We start from the raw sequence: 21020 nt of genomic DNA on the forward strand, positions 1-21020 counted from the left end.
AGCTTCGGGCTTGCTCGCCAGGGCGACCACCACGCACTGCGTCTCCGGCAAGAAGTCGCACGACAGCACCCCGTCGCGCTCCGACAACCCACCACCGCCTGGCCGAAACCGCATGGTCGGACGTCAGCCTCCATAGCTCTGTCCGCGCCGTGCAAAACCTCGGACACACGCGCCCAGCGGGCCCGTCATCCCGGACTGCGGGAGCTCCGCTCCCCGCACCCACCACCGATTGTCAGTGATCGCCGCTAACGTTCCTCACATCGTCGCACTGACGCCGGGGCGTAACCGGCTGAACTGTGCTTTCTTCTTGCTGACTTGATGGCGAAGGCGGGGACTCGTGGGTTGGCTCTCGGCGGGTGAAGGGTATGAAGTCGCCCTGGTGGACGGGCGGGTGGCGGCGCGTGCCACAGCGGGCCGGGCAGCGGGGCGGCAGCTTAAATCTCTGCCGCGCGCGCTGCGCGACCATCCTGAGGTGGACCGGTTGCGGCGGTTCGCCGAATGGCTGGATCGGCATGCCACGGCGTGCGTCGCTCAGGTCGACTCCTGGATGGTGTCGTCCCTTCCCGTCCCCACCGGTCTGCTGGCCCGGGTGTGGCCGGACGAGGCCTGGCAGTCGGCGCTGCGCGACCTCGCCGTCGTGGGCGACGACCCCGACGAGGTCGGTTTCCTGCGCGGGGCCACCGAGGACGGCGAACTGCGCGTGGTGAACCTGGACGGCGAGACGGTACGGCTGTCCCCGCGCACGGTCACGCTGCCGCACCCGGTGCTGCTCCCGGACCTCGACGACATCCGCGAGTTCGCCGCGGAGCTGGGCATCGTGCAGCGCGTGGAGCAGATCCACCGCGCGACGTGGCAGCGCCCCGACGACCTCGACCCGAAGGCCACCGAGATACGGGAGTTCAGCGGAGGCTCCTTCCGTTCCCGCTTCGCCCTTGCCGCACGGGCGAGTTCGCTCGGCTACCGCGTTTCGGGGGGCTACTCCACGGCCCGGGTCCGCGACGGCGACCGCACCGTGGAGGCCAGTGTGTGGATCGGCGAGCCGTACTGGGAGGACACGGTGGAGACCGGTGGCCTCACCTGGCAGGACGACAACGGCCGCGCCCTGCCGATGCGGGAGGTGGGCCCGGTGGCCTGGTCGGAGGGGATGCGGATGGCTGCGGCGCTGTACGCCGGGCGCACGATCGAGGAAGGCAAGAACGCATGAGCGGGGGGACGCAGGTGTCGTACGAGGAACTGCTGACGGCGGGCGCGGTCCTGCCGCCGGACATTGAGGAGGCCGGCGAGCGGGCGGTGCCGCTGACGGCACGCTCCTACCGACACCCGGGCCTCGACGACCGTGTCGTGGTCCGGCTGGTGGCCGGTGAGCTGGGCGCCGCCGAGGACCTGGCGGCCGGTTTCCTCGGCCTGGAACCGGCCGCGGAGCCGGCCGTCGTGGGCCTCGGACTGCGGCAGTCGCTGGGCTTTCCCGAATGGGTGCTGGTACACCACCCCGAGGACGGCCACCACGCCCTGGGCGTCGTCCCGGACCTGGAGCGGGCGGCCCGGCAGGCCAAGTCCCGCCCGAAGGCCGCGCTGGACGCCTACCTGGAACTCGGTGGGCGGCTGGCCGCGTCGGTGCCGCACTTCCTGCCGACCTTCTACGAGCAGGCGGGCCGGGTGTTTCTCGCCGAGGAGAACGCCACCTACGCCGCCCAGTTGTTCACCCGCGCCCGCAAGGCGGAGGCGGAGCACGGACTGGCGGTGGAGGAGGACCGGCTGGACGCGGTGTTCCTGGAGTTCGCGCTGGCCGGCGCGCTGCCGGTGAAGGTGCTCTCCGCCTACGGGAAGGACCTGGCGGGCCGGGTCTCCGCCGAGGAGGCGCTGGAGCGCTTCACCCGTCTGTGCCTGCGCCGCACCGCGGGCGGCCTGCCGCCATCCGCCCAGATGGCCAATGACCTGCGGAAGCTGGCCCGCGGCGCCGGCCGGGACGCCGACCGGGCCGAGCAGGACTACCTGGCCGAGCTGCTCGCCCTGCCGGCCACACTGCGTGCCACGGGCGGCTGGTGGAAGGGCCACCGGGCCGCACTGGTGGCACTGGCCGAGCGGGAACCGCGGGTGCGGGGCACCCTGCTGGACATGCTCCCCGCCGGCCCGGACGCGGACATGCCCGCGATGTGGCTCGAGGTCTTGGAGACATCCGGCGCCACGACGGGACTGTGGGACGACTCCCTTCCCGCCCAACAGCGGCCGAGCGACGGCACCGTGGGCTGGCTGGAGCGCTTCCTGGCGTTCCGGGAGCGGGCCCGGTCCTGGCGCAGCTCCACTCGGCTGCCGGAGCTGTACCCGCTGGTGGAGCGGGTCGCGGCCCTGCTGCGCGCCGAACTCACCGCGTCCGGGCGCGGGTTGAGGGTCACGCACGACATCGACCTGATCGACCTGCTGCTGTCCCTGGACGTGCCGGTCGCAGCTCCCGGCAAGAACCAGGAGCTGCCGCTGACGGCATGGGCCATCGGGGAGGGACAGCGGGAGCTGAGCTTCCTCGGCGCCGACGCGCGGTTCCGCGACGCGTTCCTGGACGGCGCCGACCGTTTCCACCAGGGCGACCAGGCGCTGCGTGCCCTCCGTCTGCTGGCGGCCTCGCCCGGCGGCCGCCCCTGGCTGACGGAGTGGGTCAGCAGGGTGGTGCGACAGTTCACTGTGGTGGGCCTGCCCGGACTGCCCCACGCGCTGAACCGGCTCGGGTGGCTGCCCGCCGAGGCGCTGGCGCTGGCCGAGGACGACGTCCGCGCCGCCGTCGGCACCGACCTCGCGCCGGTGCTGGCCCGCACCCTGCAAGCCGGACTCTTCGACGAACTGAGCTGGCCGGCCTGGGAGGAGGCGACGGCCGAACTCGTCGCCAAGGACCGGGTGGAGGACATCGTGGTCGCCGACGCCTGGCCCCATCTCGTGGTGGCCGGCACGACCCAGGCCCGTGTGATCGGCGCCGACGGCACGCTGCTCACCCACGACCTGCGTCTGCCGGCGAACGACGTCTCGGGCGACCCGGGCTTCCATCACGTGGACGGCGAACTTCTCGTGTACTGGAACTCCCGCAGAGACGGCCTGCGCGGGTACTGGCACTCGCGCGCCGACCGCGTCGAGTCCCTCAAGGGTGCGCACGCCACGCGCGGCACCGAGATGGACTGGTACCGCGGTGACTTCCCGATCACGCTGCCCCTGCCGGACGGTGGCCGGACCACCGGTCGCGGAGTGGTGCACGCCGGGGACACCACCCTGCCCGACGAACGGCCGCTGCTCTTCGACGGATCGTCCTACTGGGTGTGGCATGCGGACTCCGAGGACCGGGCGGCGCACGGCTGGTACGAGTACGACCCGGCGACGAACGAGCGCGGGCGGATGAGCAAGCCCGCCTTCCTCGCCGACGCCCTGCGCGACGCTCCCGCGGGAAGCAGTTACGTGGGCGGCAGACTGCGCCTGTCCCCCACCACCGACACCACCCCCACCTGCGCTCCCGTGGACGGTCTGGTCGGCCTGCGGATGATCGAGCTGCCCGACGGGTCACATCGGGCGGAGGACCTCGCCGGGCGGTGCCTCACCCTGCCCGCCGAGGCCGGTGTGCCCGACGCGCTGGTCGTCTTCCCGGGCGCGGACCGGGCCACGGCCGTCGTCCGCGACAACTGGCAGCTCCGCCTGGTCGACGCCGACGGCGTCCACACCGCCTGGGCCAAGACCGACCGTACCCCCGGTGACTTCGGCGAGGGCACCCTGCTGTTGCCTCCCGTGCAGTTCTGGGAGTGCCTGACGGCCCGTGACCCGCAGGCGTCGAAGGCGCTGCGGACCGTCGACCGGGACACGGCCGCGGCCCTGCTGACCGCCGCGGCCGACGAGGACGCACAGGCGCTGACCGACGCCATCCGCACCCTCCTCCCGGTCAGCCACGACGCGCTCGTGAAGGGCATCGCCGGAGTCGCCCGTTACGCCGCGGCCCAGCAGGCGGTGCTGGACGCGGCGGCCACGCGGCTGACCCGCGCTCTGGAAGGCGGCCTGGAGGAAGAAGGGCCGGCAGGACCGGCGGACACCAAGCTCATGGCGGCGATGAACGGGCTGGGCTCGTCCCGCAGCTACTGGTGGAACAGGGACGACGAGTCCGACACTGTCTTCCGCGCTCTGCGTGTCCTGGCCCGGGCCGTCGGAGTCGCCGACACCGCCCTGCCCGACCTCGCGGATGTCCGCCTGCACCTCGACGGTCACCCCCTGCCCTCCGGACAACCCGACCTGGCAACCCTGCTGGAGAGGACGACCGCACTGGCCTTCCGGGCCGCCTGCGCCACCACCGCCCAGGAGGACCGCGAGGTCCTGTGCACCCTTCTCGCCGAGTTCGACCGTCTCGGTCTGACACCGGACGACTCCACCGCCTGGCGCAAGGTGCACCTGCACCTGGAGGCGGCGCAGCTGCGCACGGCGACGGGCGGATGGCGCGACGGCGCCTGGAACGGGGTGCTCCCACTGGCCGACAGCGCTTTCATCGCCGTCACGAGCCGCAACTCGCTCGACGACGACGGCGCCTGCTTCACGGGCTACTTCCATGACCCGGCCGGACGGTTCGAGTCACCCCTGCCCTACCAGGTGCTTCGGTCGGGGCCACTGGGCGAGAACCCGGTCCCGGGCCGGATCCGGACGTTCCTCGCCGAACTGGCCGAGCGCGGCCCGGCCCCCTGGTTCCCCGAGGCCGCCGAGGAGTTCGCCCGTCTGACCGGCGTGACCGAGACGGTGGCCCGGCTCGTCGTGGCCGGTCTGCCGGGGATCGACGTCTACGAGCGCAACTTCCTCACACCGGGGGCACGCACCCTCATCGGGGTGAAGGTGGCCCCGGCGGCGGTCGCCAAGGACGAACTGCACGGCGTCGACAGCGCGGTGCGGGCCGCCGTCGTGGGCGCCCTGCTGCCCGCCGAGCCCGGCCGCCTGTGGACCGAGGGCCCGGACGTGGCAAGCGCCGCCGCGGTGTGGAACGCCAAGGTGGGCAAGCGGGTGGCTGTCCCGGAGGCATTGCTCGGTGACGCGATCCGCGCGTTCCGCCACCCCTCCTGGCCGATCCGGCAGGCGCTGCCCGCACTGCTGGACCCGGCCGCCTCGCCCCGGCTCAGCCGGGACCTCACCTGGGCGGTCAACGGCGACCGGGCAAAGCCCGTCGGTGACGACACGGACGGGTTCACCGCGGAGACATTGGTCGGCGCGGTCGGTCTGATCGTCTGGCTCGCCCACCGGCTGCCCGCAGGCGACCCGGTCCGCGCCGCGCTGCCCCCGGCCCTCACCGCCGTACGCGAACGGCTCGCCCACCCCGGACTGATGCTCGACCTGGGGCGCTACATCAGCCTCCCCGACTTCCGGAAGACCGCCGGCACCCCCACGGAGATCGGCCCGGGCTTCGAGCGCTACGGCGCCGTCGTCCTGGCCACCCACGACGACCAGCCCGCCCCGGCCATCCGTGTCGACCTCCTCGACGAGGCAGGCCAGGACCCCTACCTGCCGGCGGTGCGCGTCGACAACCAGCGGCCCTACGACGCCGAGGTGGCCCTGCGTCTGGTCCGCGACCGGAAGCTCGCGGCCCTGCTCGCCGACCCCGGTGAGCCGATCGCGGGCAACCGGGGCAAGGACGCCACCTGGTGGCCGCAGGACCCCAGTCGCTCGGATCCCGATCTGGTGACCGAGGTGGCCAAGGAGTACGGGCTGGGCGAGGACGCCGCCGCGCTGTATCTGATGCTGCTGGCCATGCCCGACCCGACCGACCGCATGACGGCGCGGTGGACGGGCTGGAAGCCGGCCCGGCTGAAGGCGGCGCGCGTCGAACTCGCCGCCACCGACCTCGTGGTGGAAGCCATCCGGACCCGGGCCGGCCGATCGCTGTTCCTGCCCGGCGGCTGGGTGGAGCAGTCGGCCCCGCGCGTGCCGCTGGAACGCTGGAAGCTGCCCTTGTTCGGCGAGATGAGCGACGAACACGCCCCGTTCGGCGTCATCGTGCCGTTCGAACCGGCCGCGGACCTGTTCCGCAGAGCGTGGCAGCGCGTCCAGGACGGCGACGCTCCCCGGTTCGAGGAACTGAAGGTCCGGCGGGGCCGCCGCCGCTGACGTATCACCGGCCCGGGGCGCCGCCCACCGGCGGCGCCCCTCCCCCACCCGGAACTCCCCCACACATCGACACCGACCGAGCTACCGAGCAAGGACCTCCATGCCCCTGACCGACACGGTGACGGCCCTTCCGGCCCGGCAGACCCTGCCCGCCGAAGAACGCTTCGCCACCGAACTCGCCTTCCTCGCCGCCCACGACGACGGCCCCCGCCCACCCGGCTGGCTGCTGACGCCCCGTGCCGTGATCACCTTCGTCTGCGGCAGCGGCGGCGAAGCCCTCAAGCTGCCCGAGGCACCCGAGGGCCTGCCGGACGAACTCGTCGTGGCTCCGAAGTTCGTCGGTGAACGCGCCCTGGTGGAGCGGTGCGTGGTCACCCTCGCCGGAGAGCGCGGGCTGCTGCTCGTCGGCGAGCCGGGCACCGCCAAGTCCATGCTGTCGGAGCTGCTGTCGGCGGCCGTCTGCGGCACCAGCGCGCTCACCGTGCAGGGCACCGCCGGCACCACCGAGGACGCCCTGCGCTACGGCTGGAACTACGCCCTGCTCCTCGCCCAGGGGCCGACCCCGCAGGCCCTGGTGGACTCACCGGTGCTCGCCGCGATGCGCGGCGGGAAGGTGGCCCGCGTGGAGGAGATCACCCGCTGCCTGCCCGAGGTGCAGGATGCCCTGGTGTCGATCCTCTCGGACCGGCGGATGAGCGTCCCGGAGCTGTCCGGCACCAACGACGCCCAGGTGGCCGCCGCTGCCGGCTTCACCGTCATCGCCACCGCCAACCTCCGCGACCGCGGAGTGTCGGAGATGTCCGCCGCCCTCAAGCGCCGCTTCAACTTCGAGACCGTGCACCCGATCGCGGACGTCGAGGCCGAGACCGAGCTCGTCAAGCGGCAGGCCACGGCCGCCGTCGCGCGGGCGGGCGCCGCGTTCGGCGTCGACGACGCGGTGCTCGACGTCCTGGTGACCGTCTTCCGCGACCTGCGGGCCGGACGCTCCGCCGAGGGCTGGGACGTGGAGCGCCCGGGCACCGTGATGTCCACCGCTGAGGCGGTGCAGGTCGCCGTATCCCTGGGAGTGGCCGCCGCCTATCTCCCCGGAGGGGACTCGCTCGACCTGGTGCCAGGCCATCTGCTGGGCGTGGTCCGCAAGGACGACCCGGCCGACCACGCGCGACTGCTCGGTTACTGGGACGGCCCGGTACGCCGGCGCGCCGAGGACGGATCGGCGACCTGGCGGCGCCTGTGGGACCTGCGGGAGAACCTTCGGTGACCCTGGCCCTGGAACCGAGGGCGGCCCTGACCGTCCTCACCGACTGCGCCGCCCCGTACCTGCTGGGCGTACGGCACCACAGCCCCGCGCTCGCCGCCGCGGTGCCCTCCCTCCTGGACGCCGCCCGCGCCGAGGTCGTCTGCGTGGAACTCCCCGCCGACTTCCAGTCATGGCTGCCGTATCTCGCCGCGCCCGGCACCCTCGCGCCGGTCGCGCTGGCGGGGACCGGCGAGGGGGGCCGACTCGGCTTCTACCCCTTCGCCGACTTCTCGCCCGAGCTCGCGGCGATCCGCTGGGCACGCGAGCACGGTGCGGAGGTCGTCTGCTGCGACCTGCCGATGTCCGATCCTCGGTGGAACGCCGAGGGGCCCGCCGCGGCCGACGACGGACAGGTCCGGTCCGGCGAGGCGCCCACCGCCTTCGCGGCGGCGCTGACCGCGTCCGGGACCGGCCGCGACGGCGACGACATGTGGGACCGCAGCGTGGAGGTCCTCGCCCCGGGCTGCGCCCCCGAAGCCATCCGCCGGGCCGCACTGGGTGTCGGCTGGGCGCTGCGCCGTGACGCCGAGTCGGCGGGCGGCGTGCCCGCGGTCGACCTGGCGCGCGAGGCCCACATGCGCGAGGCGATCGCCCGCGCCTCGGCCGGCGGTCAGCGGGTCGCGGCCGTCGTCGGAGCCTTCCACGCCCCCGCGCTGACCACGTGGGAAGCGGCCGAGCCTGCTCGGCCGGTCGATGCCGGGGACCAGTCGGCCGTGGTCACCTCCCTCGTGCCGTACGCCTTCGACCTGCTGGACTCCCGTTCCGGCTATCCGGCGGGCATCCGCGACCCGCGCTGGCAACAGGCGGTGTTCACCACGGGCGGTGACCCCGAGCGGCTCCACGACGCGGCCGCGCGGGCCGTCACCGACGTGTGCCGCGAACTGCGGGCGTCAGGACACGTCGCCGGCACGGGCGAGGCCCGCGAGACCCTGCGGGTCGCGTGCGACCTGGCCCGGCTGCGCGGCCTCGCGGCACCCGGTCGCGGCGAGGTCCTGGAGGCGCTCACCACGGTCATGGGGCAGGGCGAACCGCTCGGCCGCGGCCGGGCGCTGGCCCGGGCACTGGAAACCGTCCTGGTCGGCACCGACCGGGGCCGTGTCGCCCCCGGCACTCCCCGCTCCGGTCTCGGCCCCTGCGTCGAGGCCGAACTCGCCTCACTGCGACTGCCCGGCCCCGACGACCCCGCACCACGCGAACTGCGGCTCGACCCGCTGCGCTCGGCCCTCGACGCCCGCCGCGAGATCCTCCTCCGCCGCCTTGCGGTGTGCGGCACCGGGTACGGCGAGCCGATCCAGGTGGCGGGTACCGGCGACGCCACAGCCCTGACCACCCGGTGGCGGCTGTCCTGGACGCCGGCGGTGCCGGTCCGTCTCGACCTGGCCGGAATCCGGGGCGTCACCGCGGCCCTGGCCGCCGAGGGCACCCTGCGGGAGACCTTCCGCAAGGAGGCGGCGGAGAGCGGAGCCACCAGCGCCCTGGTCCTCACGGGACTGCGTGACGCGGCCCGCTGCGATCTGCCCGCGCTGGTCTCCGAGCGGCTCGCCGACGCCGCCGAGGTCCTGCCCACCAGTGCCACCCTGCCCGAACTCCTCACCGCCCTGGACCTGTTGGAGGCCCTGCGGCGCGGGCATCTGCCCGGTACCACACCCGAGAGCCGGCAGGGCGCCGCAGAACTCGCCACGGACCTGATGGAGTCGGCCGTACGGTCTCTGCCGGGCCTGGCGGGCAGTGACGACCCGCAGGACGCGGACGCCCTCGTGGCACTGGCCACACGGGCGGGCGAGCACCGCCTGGGTCTGCGCATCGACGACGCCCTGGACGACCTCGCGCGCCACGGGTCCCCGCTCATGCAAGGTGCCGCGCTCGCCGCCCGGGTCATGCTCGATCTGGACGACGCCGACACCCTCGGCCGCCGCGCAGCGGGCTGGATCGACAACGCCACCGAGCCTGACGCCCGGAAGGCGATGAGCCGCCGGCTCACGGGACTGGTCAGCGCTGCCGCTCCGCTGCTCCAGTCGGCGCCGACCGCCCTGGACCCGCTGCTCGACCGGGTCGACACGCTCACCGACCAGGGATTCCTCGACCGGCTGCCCGCCCTGCGCGGCGGCTTCGACACCCTCAGCCCGGCCGGCCGCGACCGGCTGCTGTCCACGGTGACCGAGCGCCTCGGCGACCGTCTCGACCTGTCGCTGAGCGCCTCGCCGCAGCTGCTCGCCCTGTGGACGGCCGCCGACACGGCGGGCCGGGCGGCCGTGACCTCGCTGCGCCCGCCGCTGGGAACGGGGCTGAGCAGCAGCGCGGGCGCCCTGGAGGACTCGCGGCGGGACGAACCCGGACCTGCCGAGGCACCGGCCGGCCCCGCCCCGAACCTCACGCCGACCGACCGCTGGCGTCTGCTGCTCGGCCGGGAGAGCGAGAGACTGCCGAAGAGCGCCCGCCGTCTCGCCCACGCGCTCGACGAGCTGTACGGCACCGGCCGCGGCGAGGGCTCAGCGGACCTCGGCCGGGAGAGCGGCCAGGGCGGCGGCCAGGACGCCTCCTTCCCGACCGCCCGTGAATGGGCGCAGGAACTCGACGCGCTGTTCGGCTCCGACGTCCGCGAGGAGGTCCTGGCCCGGGCCGCCGACCTGGGCCGCACCGACGTTCTGGCGGAGCTCGACCCCAAGGCGGTACGCCCCTCGGTCGACCTGCTGACCTCCGTGCTGTCCCTGGCCGGCGGGATGCCCGAGCAGCAACTCGCCAAGCTGCGCCCGCTGGTGCGTCGCCTGGTCGACGAACTGGCCAAGGAACTGGCCACCCGGCTGCGCCCGGCACTGACCGGACTGGCCACCCCGCGTCCCACCCGCCGACCCGGAGGACGGATCGACCTGCCGCGCACCCTGCGGGCCAACCTCGCCCACACCCATCGCACCGACGACGGCCGCACTCTGATCGTCCCGGAACGGCCGGTGTTCAGCACCCGTTCCCGCCGGGAGGCGGACTGGCGGCTGATCCTGGTGGTCGACGTGTCCGGATCGATGGAGGCGTCCGTCGTCTGGTCCGCGCTGACCGCTGCCGTCCTGGGCGGAGTGCCCACGCTGAGCACGCACTTCCTCGCCTTCTCCACCGAAGTGATCGACCTGACCGACCGGGTCGACGACCCGCTGTCGCTGCTGCTGGAGGTACGGGTCGGCGGGGGCACCCACATCGCCGCCGGCCTGGCCCAGGCCCGATCGCTGGTGACCGTACCCAGCCGGACCCTGATCGTGGTGGTCAGCGACTTCGAGGAGGGGTATCCGCTCGGCGGACTCCTCGGCGAGGTACGGGCCCTCGCCGGCTCCGGAGTGCACCTGATGGGCTGCGCCGCCCTGGACGACACCGGCACCCCTCGCTACTCGGTTCCGGTGGCTCAGCAGCTCGTCGCGGCCGGCATGCCGGTCGCCGCCCTCAGTCCCCTCGCCCTGGCCCGCTGGGTGGGCGACCGCCTCCGCAGAGAGAACCGATGAACACCGAACTTCCCCCTGTGGCACCCGAGGTGGTCGCCACCGCCGTGGAGCAGCTGACGTCCCGGCTGCGCAAGAAGCTGGACGCCGCGATCGAGGCGTACGCGACGCTGCCCGTCACCGCGGACGGCACGGTACGGCGCGTGCGGTGCGGCGAAGATGCCGAAGTCACCCTCGCCCCCGGCCCGTCGGGGGCGGTCACGGACGCCGCCCAGGCGCAGTGCAGCTGTCTGCTGGCACCGCGGTGCCTGCATCGCGCGGCGGTCCTGGGGGCCGCTCCGGTGGCCGACGCCGACGCGGCGACCGAGGCCGCGGGCGAGCCGTCCGAGGGCGGCGCCGAGGCGACCGCACCGGATGACGGCACCCAGGAGTCCGGGACGCCGGTCACCGACGTGACCGCCGGACCGGCGACCGATCCGACCGGCCCGACCGCGGCACAGGTCGCCGCCGCGGCCGAGATGTGGGCCGCGGCGGCGGCAGTGCTGGCCGCCGGCGTGCCCGGGGCGGGCGCCGTACCGCAGGCGGAGGTGCTGCGGGCCGCGCACACCGCCCGACTCGCCGGCCTGCACCGGGCCGAGGCGGCCGCCCTGAGGGTGGTCCGCGCACTACGCGCCGCCCGGGCCCGCCACGACGGCCACCGGCTGGCCGACCTGGTCGCCGGGCTGCGGGAGCTGCTGCTCACCAGCGGCCTGCTCGCCGCCTCCGATCCCGACCCGGCCCTGGTCGGCACCGCCCGGCGCAACTACCGCCCCGGCGGCAGTCTCAAGGTCCACGGGGTGTGCCGGGAGCCGGTGATCTCGGCCACCGGCTACGGCGGGGTAGTCACCCATGTCCTGGCCGACGACGGGCGCTGGTTCTCCGTGTCGGACGTCAAGCCCGGCGGACCGGCGCGGGCGCGCGGCGCCGCCACCGCCACGGTCGCGCTGGGTTCCGGCAGTGTCGATCATGCGCAGCTGTCCCGGGGCGGCCTGCTGATCTCAGGTGCGACGCTCTCCCCGGACGGTCGACTCGGCGCCGGCAAGGGGGTGCGGGCGACCCCGGTCCCGGGTCTGTCCTGGACGTCGGGGCCGCTCGCCCGTCTGTTCACCCGACCTCTCGCCCAGGCCGCTGCCGCACGGCTCGCCCCGGGCGACGACGCGGAACAGGCCGGGCCTCAGGCCGGTGAGCTGATCGGCTGTGACGTGGTGGTCGTGGGCGCGGCCGAGGACCACCTGTTCGTGCGGGAACTGACTCCCGACGGAGCCGACTCCGAAGGGCTGTTGATCCGAATGGTGCCGGCCAACGGCCACCCGGAGCTGGCTCATGCGGCCAACTTCCGCAAGCTTGCCTCGCGGCCGGGGCTGCGACTGCGCGTCGTGGGCCGTCTCGACCTCGACCGCGCCGCGACCCTACGGCCGCTGGCGGTCGGCCCCGTCCCGGACGGTACGGCGACGCTGATGCTGCCGCCCGAGTGGGCGGGACACGCCGATCTGGGGTACGACCGACTCGAAGGGGCCCACCTCCCACAGACCGACCTGCCGCCGGTGGAGGGTCCGACCGCGCTGCCGCCGGATCCGGTGGCCGAGGCGCCCCTGTGGCGGTTGCGGCGGCTGGTCGAGGTCGCGGTGTCCGGTGGCCGCCGGGCCGCTGCCGAGCCCGCACGGGACGGTGCCCGGGCCTCGGGCGCGGCGGCGCTGCGGCGCAGCGGCTTCCGTACGGCAGCGGATCTGGCGGAGGCCCTCGCCGCGGAGGCGGACCGGCGGGGCCGCGACGTGTTCGGCCGCACCCAGCAGGCCGATCCGGACGGATACGCGCGGGTGTGGCTGAGCGCGGCCGTATACCTGTCCGGCACCGAGCGGGCGCTGGTCGGAGCGACGTGGCAGCCATCGGCCGCGGCCTGACCTTCGCACGGTTCCCTCCTGACGCCCCCGGGTCCGGCAGGAGGGAGTGACCCGACCGACGCGGTGGTCCTTGGCCGTGGACCACACCGGGAGCACCCCGGTCACGATGCTGGTCACCGAGACCGCGTCGTACGGCGCAACAGGCCTCAGCCGACGTTGAAGTCGAGGTTGGTCACATACCAGGAGTCGTTGATCCTGCTGGACTCGACGTTGATGTCCAGCTGATCCTGCGTCACCCCGGTGGAGTGAGCCCGGACGATCTTGTCGAGGGCCTGGCCGTTGACGTTGATCTTGGCTGCGGGAACCGTGACCTTGCCACCGGTTCCGGGGGCCTGCGTGACCTCCACCTTCGGGTCGTCCGAGGGCGGTCGGGGGTGAACGACTCCTTGAACTGTCCGAGGGTCGCCTCCATCCGCTTCCGCTCGGGCGCGTCGTCACCGCACGTCTTCTCGCTGCCGACCCGCGCAGGCGTGGAACCGTCCGCCGGTTCCGCCATCAGCAGGCACTCCTGCTCGATCTCGCCCTTGATGAGCGCCGCGACCCAGCCGGCGACGGCCTTCTCGGCGGAGGACCGGTCCACACCCGAGGTCGGTGACGAAGCCGCGTCGGCCGGCTCGCTCGGGTCGTCAACGGGGGAACCGCTCGCGGACTGCTCCTGGCCCTCGCCGGGCTCCGTCTCGTCCGAGCAGCCTGAAAGACCCACGATCGTCGCGCCCACAACTCCCGCGATCGCTCCGACCCGTCTCGTCCTCTGATCCACTAACACCACTTCGACAGCCCTGGTTGTGTTTTGAACGGTCGATCACCCAACCGATCGCTGGTGGTGGGCATCGCAGGCGGTCACACGCCGAGCACCCGTCGGGTCTCGGCGGCGATCTGCTGCGTCTCGCCGGTTGCGACCACGAGGACCGGGACACCTCCCCCCGCCTGATCGATGCGTCGGTGGCCTTCCCTCCTCAAGCGTTCCAGTTCGGGGACGAGCAGCCCGCCTCGTATACCGAGAACAGGCAGGGCCGCGCAGATCTCCTCGCGCACCTCGGGTTGGTCCTCGCCGATCTCCCCGGTGAAGACCAGCGCGTCCAGCCGGTCCAGCGAGGCGGCCATCGAGGCGATGCCCCTGCGGCAGCTGAGTGTGAACGCCGCCAGCGCCGACGCGGCCGCGGCATCACCCTCCGCGCGGGCGCGCACCAGGTCCCGGGTGTCTCCCGAAGTACCGGAGAGGCCGAGCAGACCGGAATGCCGGTGGAGTGCGTCATCCAACTCGTCCGTGCTCAGACCGTGCCGCCGCTGCAGCCACAGCAGCGCGCCGGGGTCGAGGCTGCCGCTGCGCCGGCTCATCACCAGGCCTTCCAGCGGCGTGAGGCCCATGGTGGTGTCCACGCTGCGTCCGTTCCGGACGGCGCAGGCCGAGCAGCCACCGCCCAGGTGCACGAGCACGACCTGAAGGTTGTCGACGGGTCGGCCCAGGGCCCGCGCCGTCCTCTGCAGTGCCCACGCGTAGGAAAGCCCGTGGAAGCCGTACCGGCGCAGTCCGTAGTCGGCTCGCCATCGCTCCGGCACGGCGTACGTGCGCGCCTCTGGCGGCAGATCCTTGTGAAAGACAGTGTCGAAGCAGGCGACATGAGGCACGTCAGGCAAGAGTTCTCGTGCGGCGTCGACGACAGGCAGGGCAGGGGCAACGTGCAGCGGCGCGAGATCGGCGACGTCCGCCAGGAGAGCCCGTACGCGTGCATCGATCAGCGTATGTCCACTCAAGTGCGGACCGCTGTGGACGATGCGGTGACCGACCGACGCAGGAGCGGGCACCTCGCTGAGGAAGTTCCGCAGTTCCACCACCGAAGCAGGCCCCGGGGGCTCCGAGGCGTCTCGAGCCTCCACCGTTTCACCGTCCGCCGCGAACAGAGCGATGTGCAGGCTCGAAGAGCCGGCAGCGAGGACCAGTACGTGACCACCACGGCTCTCGTGGGAGCGGTCGGCACTCATCCCACACCTCCAGTGCTCGCGTCCTCCGGCACGGTGCGCCCGCCACGCAGCAACGGGCCCAGCACGGGTTCCCCGCCCTCGCTTCGCGCCCTGGGGCAATGCAGAGGCTCCGCCATTACTCCGGGTAGGCCTCGGTGATGTCGCGCGCCGCTTCCCCAGGCTGCCACCGCGGAGAGGCATCCGCTCGTCCACCCGTTCGGCGGCACGCCGCGGGAGACCACTTCCCGCTCCAGGAGGTGCGGCGTTCCCCGTCGCCGGAGCAGTCACCCACCCCGGTGCGCGGGTCTTGCTCCGTCACCTTCAGCCACGGCCGCCCGCACCCGTTGCTCCTCGCGAGCGGAGCCGACGTCCCGTTCCAGGGGTGTGCGGCTCACGGCTGTCGTGAGGTCATCCAGGGCCCGCTTCTGCAGTTCCGCCCCGCGCCGTAGCACCGGGTTCCGCTCCCCGGCTGCGGCTCCGTCCCACGCATGCAGCGCTTGCTCCACGCGCCCCCAGTCCGGATTCCTGTGCTCCCGCACGTCGACTGCCGCCTGCGCGGTGGCCGCCTCCAGGGCCTCGGCGAGCCGCTCCGCCTCGGGGGTGGAACGGCTGTCGGCCTGCGGCACATGGCTCTCCATGAGCATCGCCGCCCGGTCGAGTTCCTCGAGTGCGTCCTGCGCCTGCTCCGCCTCGCGCGATGTCAGACCTCTGGGGCGAACCGGTTCCTGCTTTGCCTGGTCGTACGCCTTCTGCCAGGCGGCACGTGCCTCCCTGCTGGCCAGCAGGGCCCTGCGCATGTCGGCGAGATGCTCCCGGGTCGGTTCGGCGTGGCTGCGGAGCACTGCGGCCGCGTAGCGGCCGTCGGCGGCGAGCCAGTCCGCGAGCCGGCCCGGCAGCCGGGGGGTCTCCCATGCGGGGAACACCACGTACGCCAGCATGGCCAAGGCCCCGCCGAGCAGGGTGAGCACCACCCGCTCCGGGACCGTCTGCTCCCATGCCTGGCCGCCCATGCCGAGCAGGAAGACGACGTACGCGGCAGTGAAGCACTGGGAGTAGGCGTAGCCGGTACGGTTCAGCGTGTACGACAGGGCCACCGAGACGACCGCCAGCGCGCCGAACACATGGGCGTCCGGGCCCAGAGCCCGCACCATCGCGGTGGCGAGCGCCACCCCCACCAGGGTCCCGGCGAAACGGCCCACCGCGCGCGCATACGTCCGGTGGAAGTCGGGCCGCATCACCATCACCGAGGCGATGGGCGCCCAGTAGCCGTGGCCCACGGGTAGCCGGGAAGCGATGAGATAGCCGAGCGTGGCCACCGCCGCCAGGCGGACGGCGTGCCGGAACACGGGCGAGTCCCGGCGGAGCTCACGGCGGACCGCCCGGACGACGACCGGGAGCAGCCGGAACATCGTCGGGCGCACCCGGAAGTGGGCGCTCGCGGGGCCGGACGGCGTAGGCGCCCTGTCGCGCGCGCCGCCGCTCCCGGCGATCTCCAACGCCTCGGCGAGCAGTTCCACGAGCCGTTCGGCGGCCTGCCGGGCGGGCCCCTCCAGCACTTCGTGCTCCTCGTCGACGCGCAGGGCGTCCGCGCTCCCGGGCGGCACCTCGACGGGAGTACCCCGGCGGATCGAACGGGCTGCCGCGTCCAGTACGTCGGCGGCCGTGTCGAGCAGCTCTCGCGCGCGGTCCCGCTCGGGTCCCTCCGCCGGGGCGCCGACGTCCGGGTCGGCGAGCGCGGCGAGGACCGGCAGAATACGCTCGGCGAGGCCCCGGGGGCCGTGGAGGACCGGGGGACGGGTGCGGGCCTGTGACGGCGTCACGGCGGCCGCGTCCCGGGCCGTCATCAAGGGCACCGGGTCGAACGGGGCGGCCGGGTCCTGCCTCAGCCGGCGGGCGTAGTCCGCCACGGCGGCCAGGGCGTCGGCGAGCGCGTCACGATGCGCCCCCCAACGGCGGATCGGGAACAGCAGGATCAGCACGGCCTGCGCCACGCCTCCGAGCGCGATGACCCCGGCGTGTTCCAGGGCTCGTCCGACGCTCGTCGGCAGGGTGATGGTCACCAGCATGCTGCCGACCGTCGTCGCTGCGACGATGCCGGCGGTCGAGCCGAGGGCCCATGCCATCCCCGCGGCAAAAGCCCATACGGCCAGCAGCGGGAGGAACGTCACGAGGTGCCCCGCCGCCAGGTAGCCCACGAAGGTGCTGAGTGCCAGACCCGCGCCCGCACCGAGCGCGATCACTTTGCGCGGACGCCACGTGCGCTGGAACGTGGCCCCACCCGCGGAGTAGGCACCGAGGGCGGCGGACGCGGCGTACGCAGGGGAAACCAGCCACAGCGCCGGCCCGATGACGATCGCCACCCCCGCAGCCGTGCGGAGCGCGAGCAGGGGCTCCAGCCGCGTCTCCTCGATCGTGAGCCCGGATCGCACGACCTCCCTGAAGGCCCGCAGCCACCTCACCCATGTGAGCCTAGCCGGAACGCCCTGCCGGGGCCCGTCGGCCGCTCCGCCGCCTCGTGACGGCCCCCGCGCTCCGACGCCTCGCTGCTCGTCGTGCCGGTAGTCGGTTCACTTCGAGGGCTGATCATCGTGATCTTGGAGCATGCGACGACGTTCCTGTTCGCGCTTCGAGTAGGCGGCTGCCCGGATCGCGTCGTCGCTCTCCAAGCCTGATCCCAGCGCGCCGCCCACGGTGGCGACCGAAGCGACGAACCAGGACAGCGTCACGTACTCGTCGGCGTGCAGGGGGGTTCGTGTCACGGAAGCGAACAGTTGGTCGTTGAGGATGAACAGCGCCCACACCCAGTTGACGACCATCAGACCCACGTAGCAGACGAGCACACCGATCCCCACGGTCACGACCGTCGAGGCGTTGTAGAGCCGCGCCCTCTGCCTCGCCTCCGGCGAGCTCTCCGGTGATCGATGCCACAGCTCCGCGTCCACGATCAGCCAGCCGATCATGAGCGCGACAGATCCGACCGTGGCGATCACGAGGCGTGGCGTGCTGAGGAACGCGGCCAGGCTCCAGACGGTGGAGTTCACGGTGGCCACTGCTCCCGTGGCGAGTGCGGCCGCCAGGGCTTTCGACAAGCCCGGCACCAACCGCCACGGCCGGTTGGCGCGGACCATACCGACGAGCACCCGCAGGTACCCGCGCGGCCCGCTGACGACGTACCGAAGATCGTCGGTCTCCTTCTCACCGGGTGGGTCCGGATGAACAGGCGCGAGACGATTGACGAAGGGCCCCGGACGCGGCTGACTTCGCGGAGGTACTTCCGCCCCGGTGGTCCGCGGAGCCGCCAAGCGGAGCACAGCTTCTTCGACGGCCCGACGGGCCCTCACCGGCAGCCGCAGGCCTCCCAGTGAAGGAAGAGAGAGCAACGCCAAGCCGTGTTCGTGATTCAGATTCACAGCGAGTCTGCGCCCGTGTGCGTGCAGCGGAAGGTCCGTGAGGGCCACGACGATGTCCCAGTTCTCCGCACTCCCACGGTCCATGATCCGGCGCATCAAGGTGGGCGGGTCCTCCGTCCCCGACGTGAAGGGCTCACTGACCACCTCGACGTCGAACCGTCGCCTCTGGCCCGACTTGTCGGCGAGCCGAGCCGGAAGAGTCCGGGCCATGCGCTGCGCGATCTCCGTCGGCGCGTCCGGATCCGCCAGGAGAGCCACGACCGTAACGTCCTGCGACGACTCCCGCATGGCTGGACCCTCCTCGTCGGCTGTCCCGCGATCCCAAGTGCCCACAGACGCCGCCCAGGTAACGTCGACGCCGCGTGACACACTGGGCCCCGCCGGCAGGTGCAGGCCGTACGGCCGGATCACAGGGCCTGCTCCCACCACCGGGCCACGATCGCGTCCCCACCGCGAAGACCCGCTCAGGCAGCACCCCGGCACGCACCGCACGCCGCGCCGGCGACCACCACCCGGTTCAGTGTCCGCCCGGGAGCCGGAGTCCGGCAAAGCCCTGCGACGCCAATGGGTGGGGTGGGCCGCGGCAACCGGCCCTGGCTGCCGTTCACCGGCCTCTCCCGAGCGCTCTCGGCCCCGCTGTCGGCCCGCACGCCCGTCCGACCACCCGGGCAGTCGAACGCATGGGCCTGGCGCTGACTGGGAAGCCCCGACTCCGTGACATCCGCCAGGGGTGTCCACACGACTGCGCGAGCGGCACCTCCCACCGGCGTCGGACGGGTGTGGCCATTCCCCTCGCCTCCTTCTCCTTACTCGTGATGTCGTCGCCCGCTGGGTGTCATGCGAGCCAAGCGGACTCCTTGGGACGGGTGTTCGGGGAGCTGTCGGTGCCGCCGGCTGCGGCCGTGTGGCCCAGGTAGCGGTGCACGAAGTGGATGCTCATCGCGCCTTCGCCGACCGCGGAGGCCACGCGCTTCACCGAGCCGCTGCGGACGTCGCCGGCGGCGAACACGCCGGGCAGGCTGGTCTCCAACGTCAGGCAGTCGCGGCCCTGGCTCTGCCACAGCTCGGGAACCGAGCAGACCTGCGCCTCCGCGCCCGTGAGCACGTAGCCGCGCGCGTCGAGAGCGAGCGCGCCGGACAGCCAATCGGTGTGAGGGTCCGCACCAGTGAAGACGAACAGGGCCCGCGCGTCGAGGCGACGGTGCTCGCCCGTGCGGTGGTCGACCACCATGACCGCCTCCAGCACCTTGTCGCCGAGTGCCTCGGTCACCTCGGTGTGCAGCAGGACGCGCACCCTCGGGTGGCGCTCGATCTGATCGATCAGGTAGCGGGACATGTGCGCCTCGAGGCTCGGCCCACGGACCAGCAGATACACCTGTGGTGCGTACCCGGCCAGGAACAACACGGCCTGGCCCGCGGAGTTGCCGCCGCCGACCACCGCCACCGGGTCGGCACGGCACTGCTGGGCCTCGTAGACGGTCGCCGAGTAGTGGACGCTCGCGCCCTCCAACGGCTCGATGCCGGGCACTTGGAGGCGACGGTAGCGGGCGCCGGTGGCCAGGACGACGGTACGGGCAGTGATCTCGCTGCCGTCTGCGAACCCGACGGCGTAGTGGCCGTCCCGCCGTTCGAGCCGGGCCGCCTCCGCAGGAAGGCTGATCCGGGCGCCGAACTTGTCCGCCTGGAGCACGGCGCGTTCGGTGAGTTCGGCGCCGGAGATGCCGGAGGGGAAGCCGAGCAGATTCTCGATGCGGGACGACGTGCCGGCCTGGCCGCCGGTGGCCATCGCCTCGACCACGGTCGTGCCGAGGCCCTCCGAGGCGGCGTTCACCGCGGCGGCGAGACCGGCCGGACCGGAGCCGACGATCAGGACATCGCCGCGGCCGTTGCCCGATTCCAGGGACGGCAGGCCGATCAACCGGGCCAGTTCGGCGTTGCTCGGATTGCGCAGCAGGGTGGTGTCCCGCCAGATCACCAGCGGCGTCTGCTCCGGACCGACCCCGAAGCGGCGCAGCAGAGCCTCGGCCTCCTGGTCCGTCTCCAGATCGATCCAGCGGTGCGGCAGCCGGTTGCGGGCGGCGAACTCGCGCAGCCGACGGGTGTCGGGCGAATAGCGCGAACCGATGATGCGGAAACCGGCACCCTGCCCGACGAGCAGAGCGCGGCGGCCCAGGCAGGCGCGCAACACCGCATCACCGAACGTGGAGTCCCGGCTCACCAGGTCGCGCAGCTGATCCATGGACAGGGCGAGGATCTCGCCGGGATCCCTGACCACGGCGGTGTAGAAGGCCACCTGTCCGTTCAGGAGGCCGAGTTCGCCGATGAAGCGGCCGGGACCGTGCACACGCAGCAGACGTTCGCCGGGTGTGCCGTAGCCCTCGACGACGGCGATCGAGCCACTGAGGACGACGTAGAACATCTCGCACCGCTCGCCCTCCCGGATCAGCACGTCACCTGCCTTGGCGGCGCGCCGTCGGCCATGCTGCGCCAGGCGGGCCATCTGGTCGTCCGACAGGCGGGGATAGGCGCCGTGGATGTCGGGAGTCTCGAAGGGGACGCTCCCCTCCGCCTCGTCGGGCACCGGCGCCGCGCCCGGTCGCGTCTCGTCGCCGGACATCACACGAACGCCTCGTGGACGAAGCACCACCGCCAGTCCTCGCCGGGCTCCAGTGACGCCGCGATCGGATGGCCGTCGGCGGCGGCGTGGCGGCGGGCGTGCCGGTTCGGCGAGGAATCGCAGCAACCGACGCGGCCGCAGGTCAGGCAGAGCCTGAGGTGGACCCACGGAGAGCCGAGCTGCAGACACTCCTGGCACCCTTCGGGGGTCAGTGGCTGGACCGGCCGGACAAGCGCGAGGTGGGGGTCGGTTCGTACGGTCATG

The 21020-nt window shown here is 73.1% G+C and carries 12 protein-coding genes; 6 read left to right on the forward strand and 6 right to left on the reverse strand.

Annotated elements, in window-relative coordinates; translation table 11 throughout:
• Positions 1 to 337: 337 nt before the first annotated feature.
• From D1369_RS00790 to D1369_RS00810, 5 genes are all read left to right on the forward strand, one after another.
• A complete protein-coding gene (locus D1369_RS00790; protein WP_037902590.1) occupies positions 338 to 1204 on the forward strand; it encodes a DUF4132 domain-containing protein in 867 nt (288 codons plus the stop codon).
• Positions 1201 to 6105, forward strand: a complete 4905-nt coding sequence (locus D1369_RS00795; RefSeq protein ID WP_205574452.1) for a DNA-binding protein — start codon at positions 1201 to 1203, stop codon at positions 6103 to 6105. Before D1369_RS00790 ends, D1369_RS00795 begins: the two co-directional genes overlap by 4 nt.
• Before the next feature lie 100 nt (positions 6106 to 6205).
• On the forward strand, positions 6206 to 7366 hold the full coding sequence (locus tag D1369_RS00800; protein ID WP_007387053.1) for an AAA family ATPase: 1161 nt from the start codon (positions 6206 to 6208) through the stop codon (positions 7364 to 7366).
• Positions 7363 to 10890, forward strand: coding sequence for a DUF5682 family protein (locus D1369_RS00805; protein WP_118082193.1), 3528 nt, complete (start codon positions 7363 to 7365; stop codon positions 10888 to 10890). Before D1369_RS00800 ends, D1369_RS00805 begins: the two co-directional genes overlap by 4 nt.
• Positions 10887 to 12767: an SWIM zinc finger family protein gene (locus D1369_RS00810; protein ID WP_118082194.1), complete on the forward strand. Its 1881-nt coding sequence runs from the start codon at positions 10887 to 10889 to the stop codon at positions 12765 to 12767. The genes D1369_RS00805 and D1369_RS00810 overlap by 4 nt, the downstream gene beginning before the upstream one ends.
• Before the next feature lie 146 nt (positions 12768 to 12913).
• Here D1369_RS00810 and D1369_RS00815 read toward each other — a convergent pair whose 3' ends face one another.
• Positions 12914 to 13114, reverse strand: a complete 201-nt coding sequence (locus D1369_RS00815; RefSeq protein ID WP_050789821.1) for a hypothetical protein — start codon at positions 13112 to 13114, stop codon at positions 12914 to 12916.
• 27 nt (positions 13115 to 13141) lie between these two features.
• Between D1369_RS00815 and D1369_RS00820 the strand changes: the two genes are divergently transcribed.
• Complete coding sequence (locus D1369_RS00820) at positions 13142 to 13522, forward strand: hypothetical protein (protein ID WP_050789820.1); 381 nt, start codon at positions 13142 to 13144, stop codon at positions 13520 to 13522.
• Between the two features lie 85 nt (positions 13523 to 13607).
• Here the strand turns inward: D1369_RS00820 and D1369_RS00825 are convergent, their stop codons facing one another.
• From D1369_RS00825 to D1369_RS00845, 5 genes are all read right to left on the reverse strand, one after another.
• A complete protein-coding gene (locus D1369_RS00825; RefSeq protein ID WP_346426749.1) occupies positions 13608 to 14930 on the reverse strand; it encodes an acetate/propionate family kinase in 1323 nt (440 codons plus the stop codon).
• 83 nt (positions 14931 to 15013) lie between these two features.
• Positions 15014 to 17188 carry an FUSC family protein gene (locus tag D1369_RS00830; RefSeq protein ID WP_118082195.1) on the reverse strand — a complete coding sequence of 725 codons (2175 nt, stop codon included), beginning with the start codon at positions 17186 to 17188 and terminating at the stop codon, positions 15014 to 15016.
• 108 nt (positions 17189 to 17296) lie between these two features.
• Positions 17297 to 18427 carry a hypothetical protein gene (locus D1369_RS00835; protein ID WP_050789819.1) on the reverse strand — a complete coding sequence of 377 codons (1131 nt, stop codon included), beginning with the start codon at positions 18425 to 18427 and terminating at the stop codon, positions 17297 to 17299.
• Positions 18428 to 18974: 547 nt separating this feature from the next.
• Positions 18975 to 20756 carry an FAD-dependent oxidoreductase gene (locus tag D1369_RS00840; protein WP_037902587.1) on the reverse strand — a complete coding sequence of 594 codons (1782 nt, stop codon included), beginning with the start codon at positions 20754 to 20756 and terminating at the stop codon, positions 18975 to 18977.
• A complete protein-coding gene (locus D1369_RS00845) occupies positions 20756 to 21019 on the reverse strand; it encodes a UBP-type zinc finger domain-containing protein (protein WP_007387045.1) in 264 nt (87 codons plus the stop codon). Before D1369_RS00845 ends, D1369_RS00840 begins: the two co-directional genes overlap by 1 nt.
• Between the last annotated feature and the right edge of the window lies 1 nt (position 21020).

The organism is Streptomyces sp. CC0208 (assembly GCF_003443735.1).
Lineage (GTDB): Bacteria > Actinomycetota > Actinomycetes > Streptomycetales > Streptomycetaceae > Streptomyces > Streptomyces sviceus.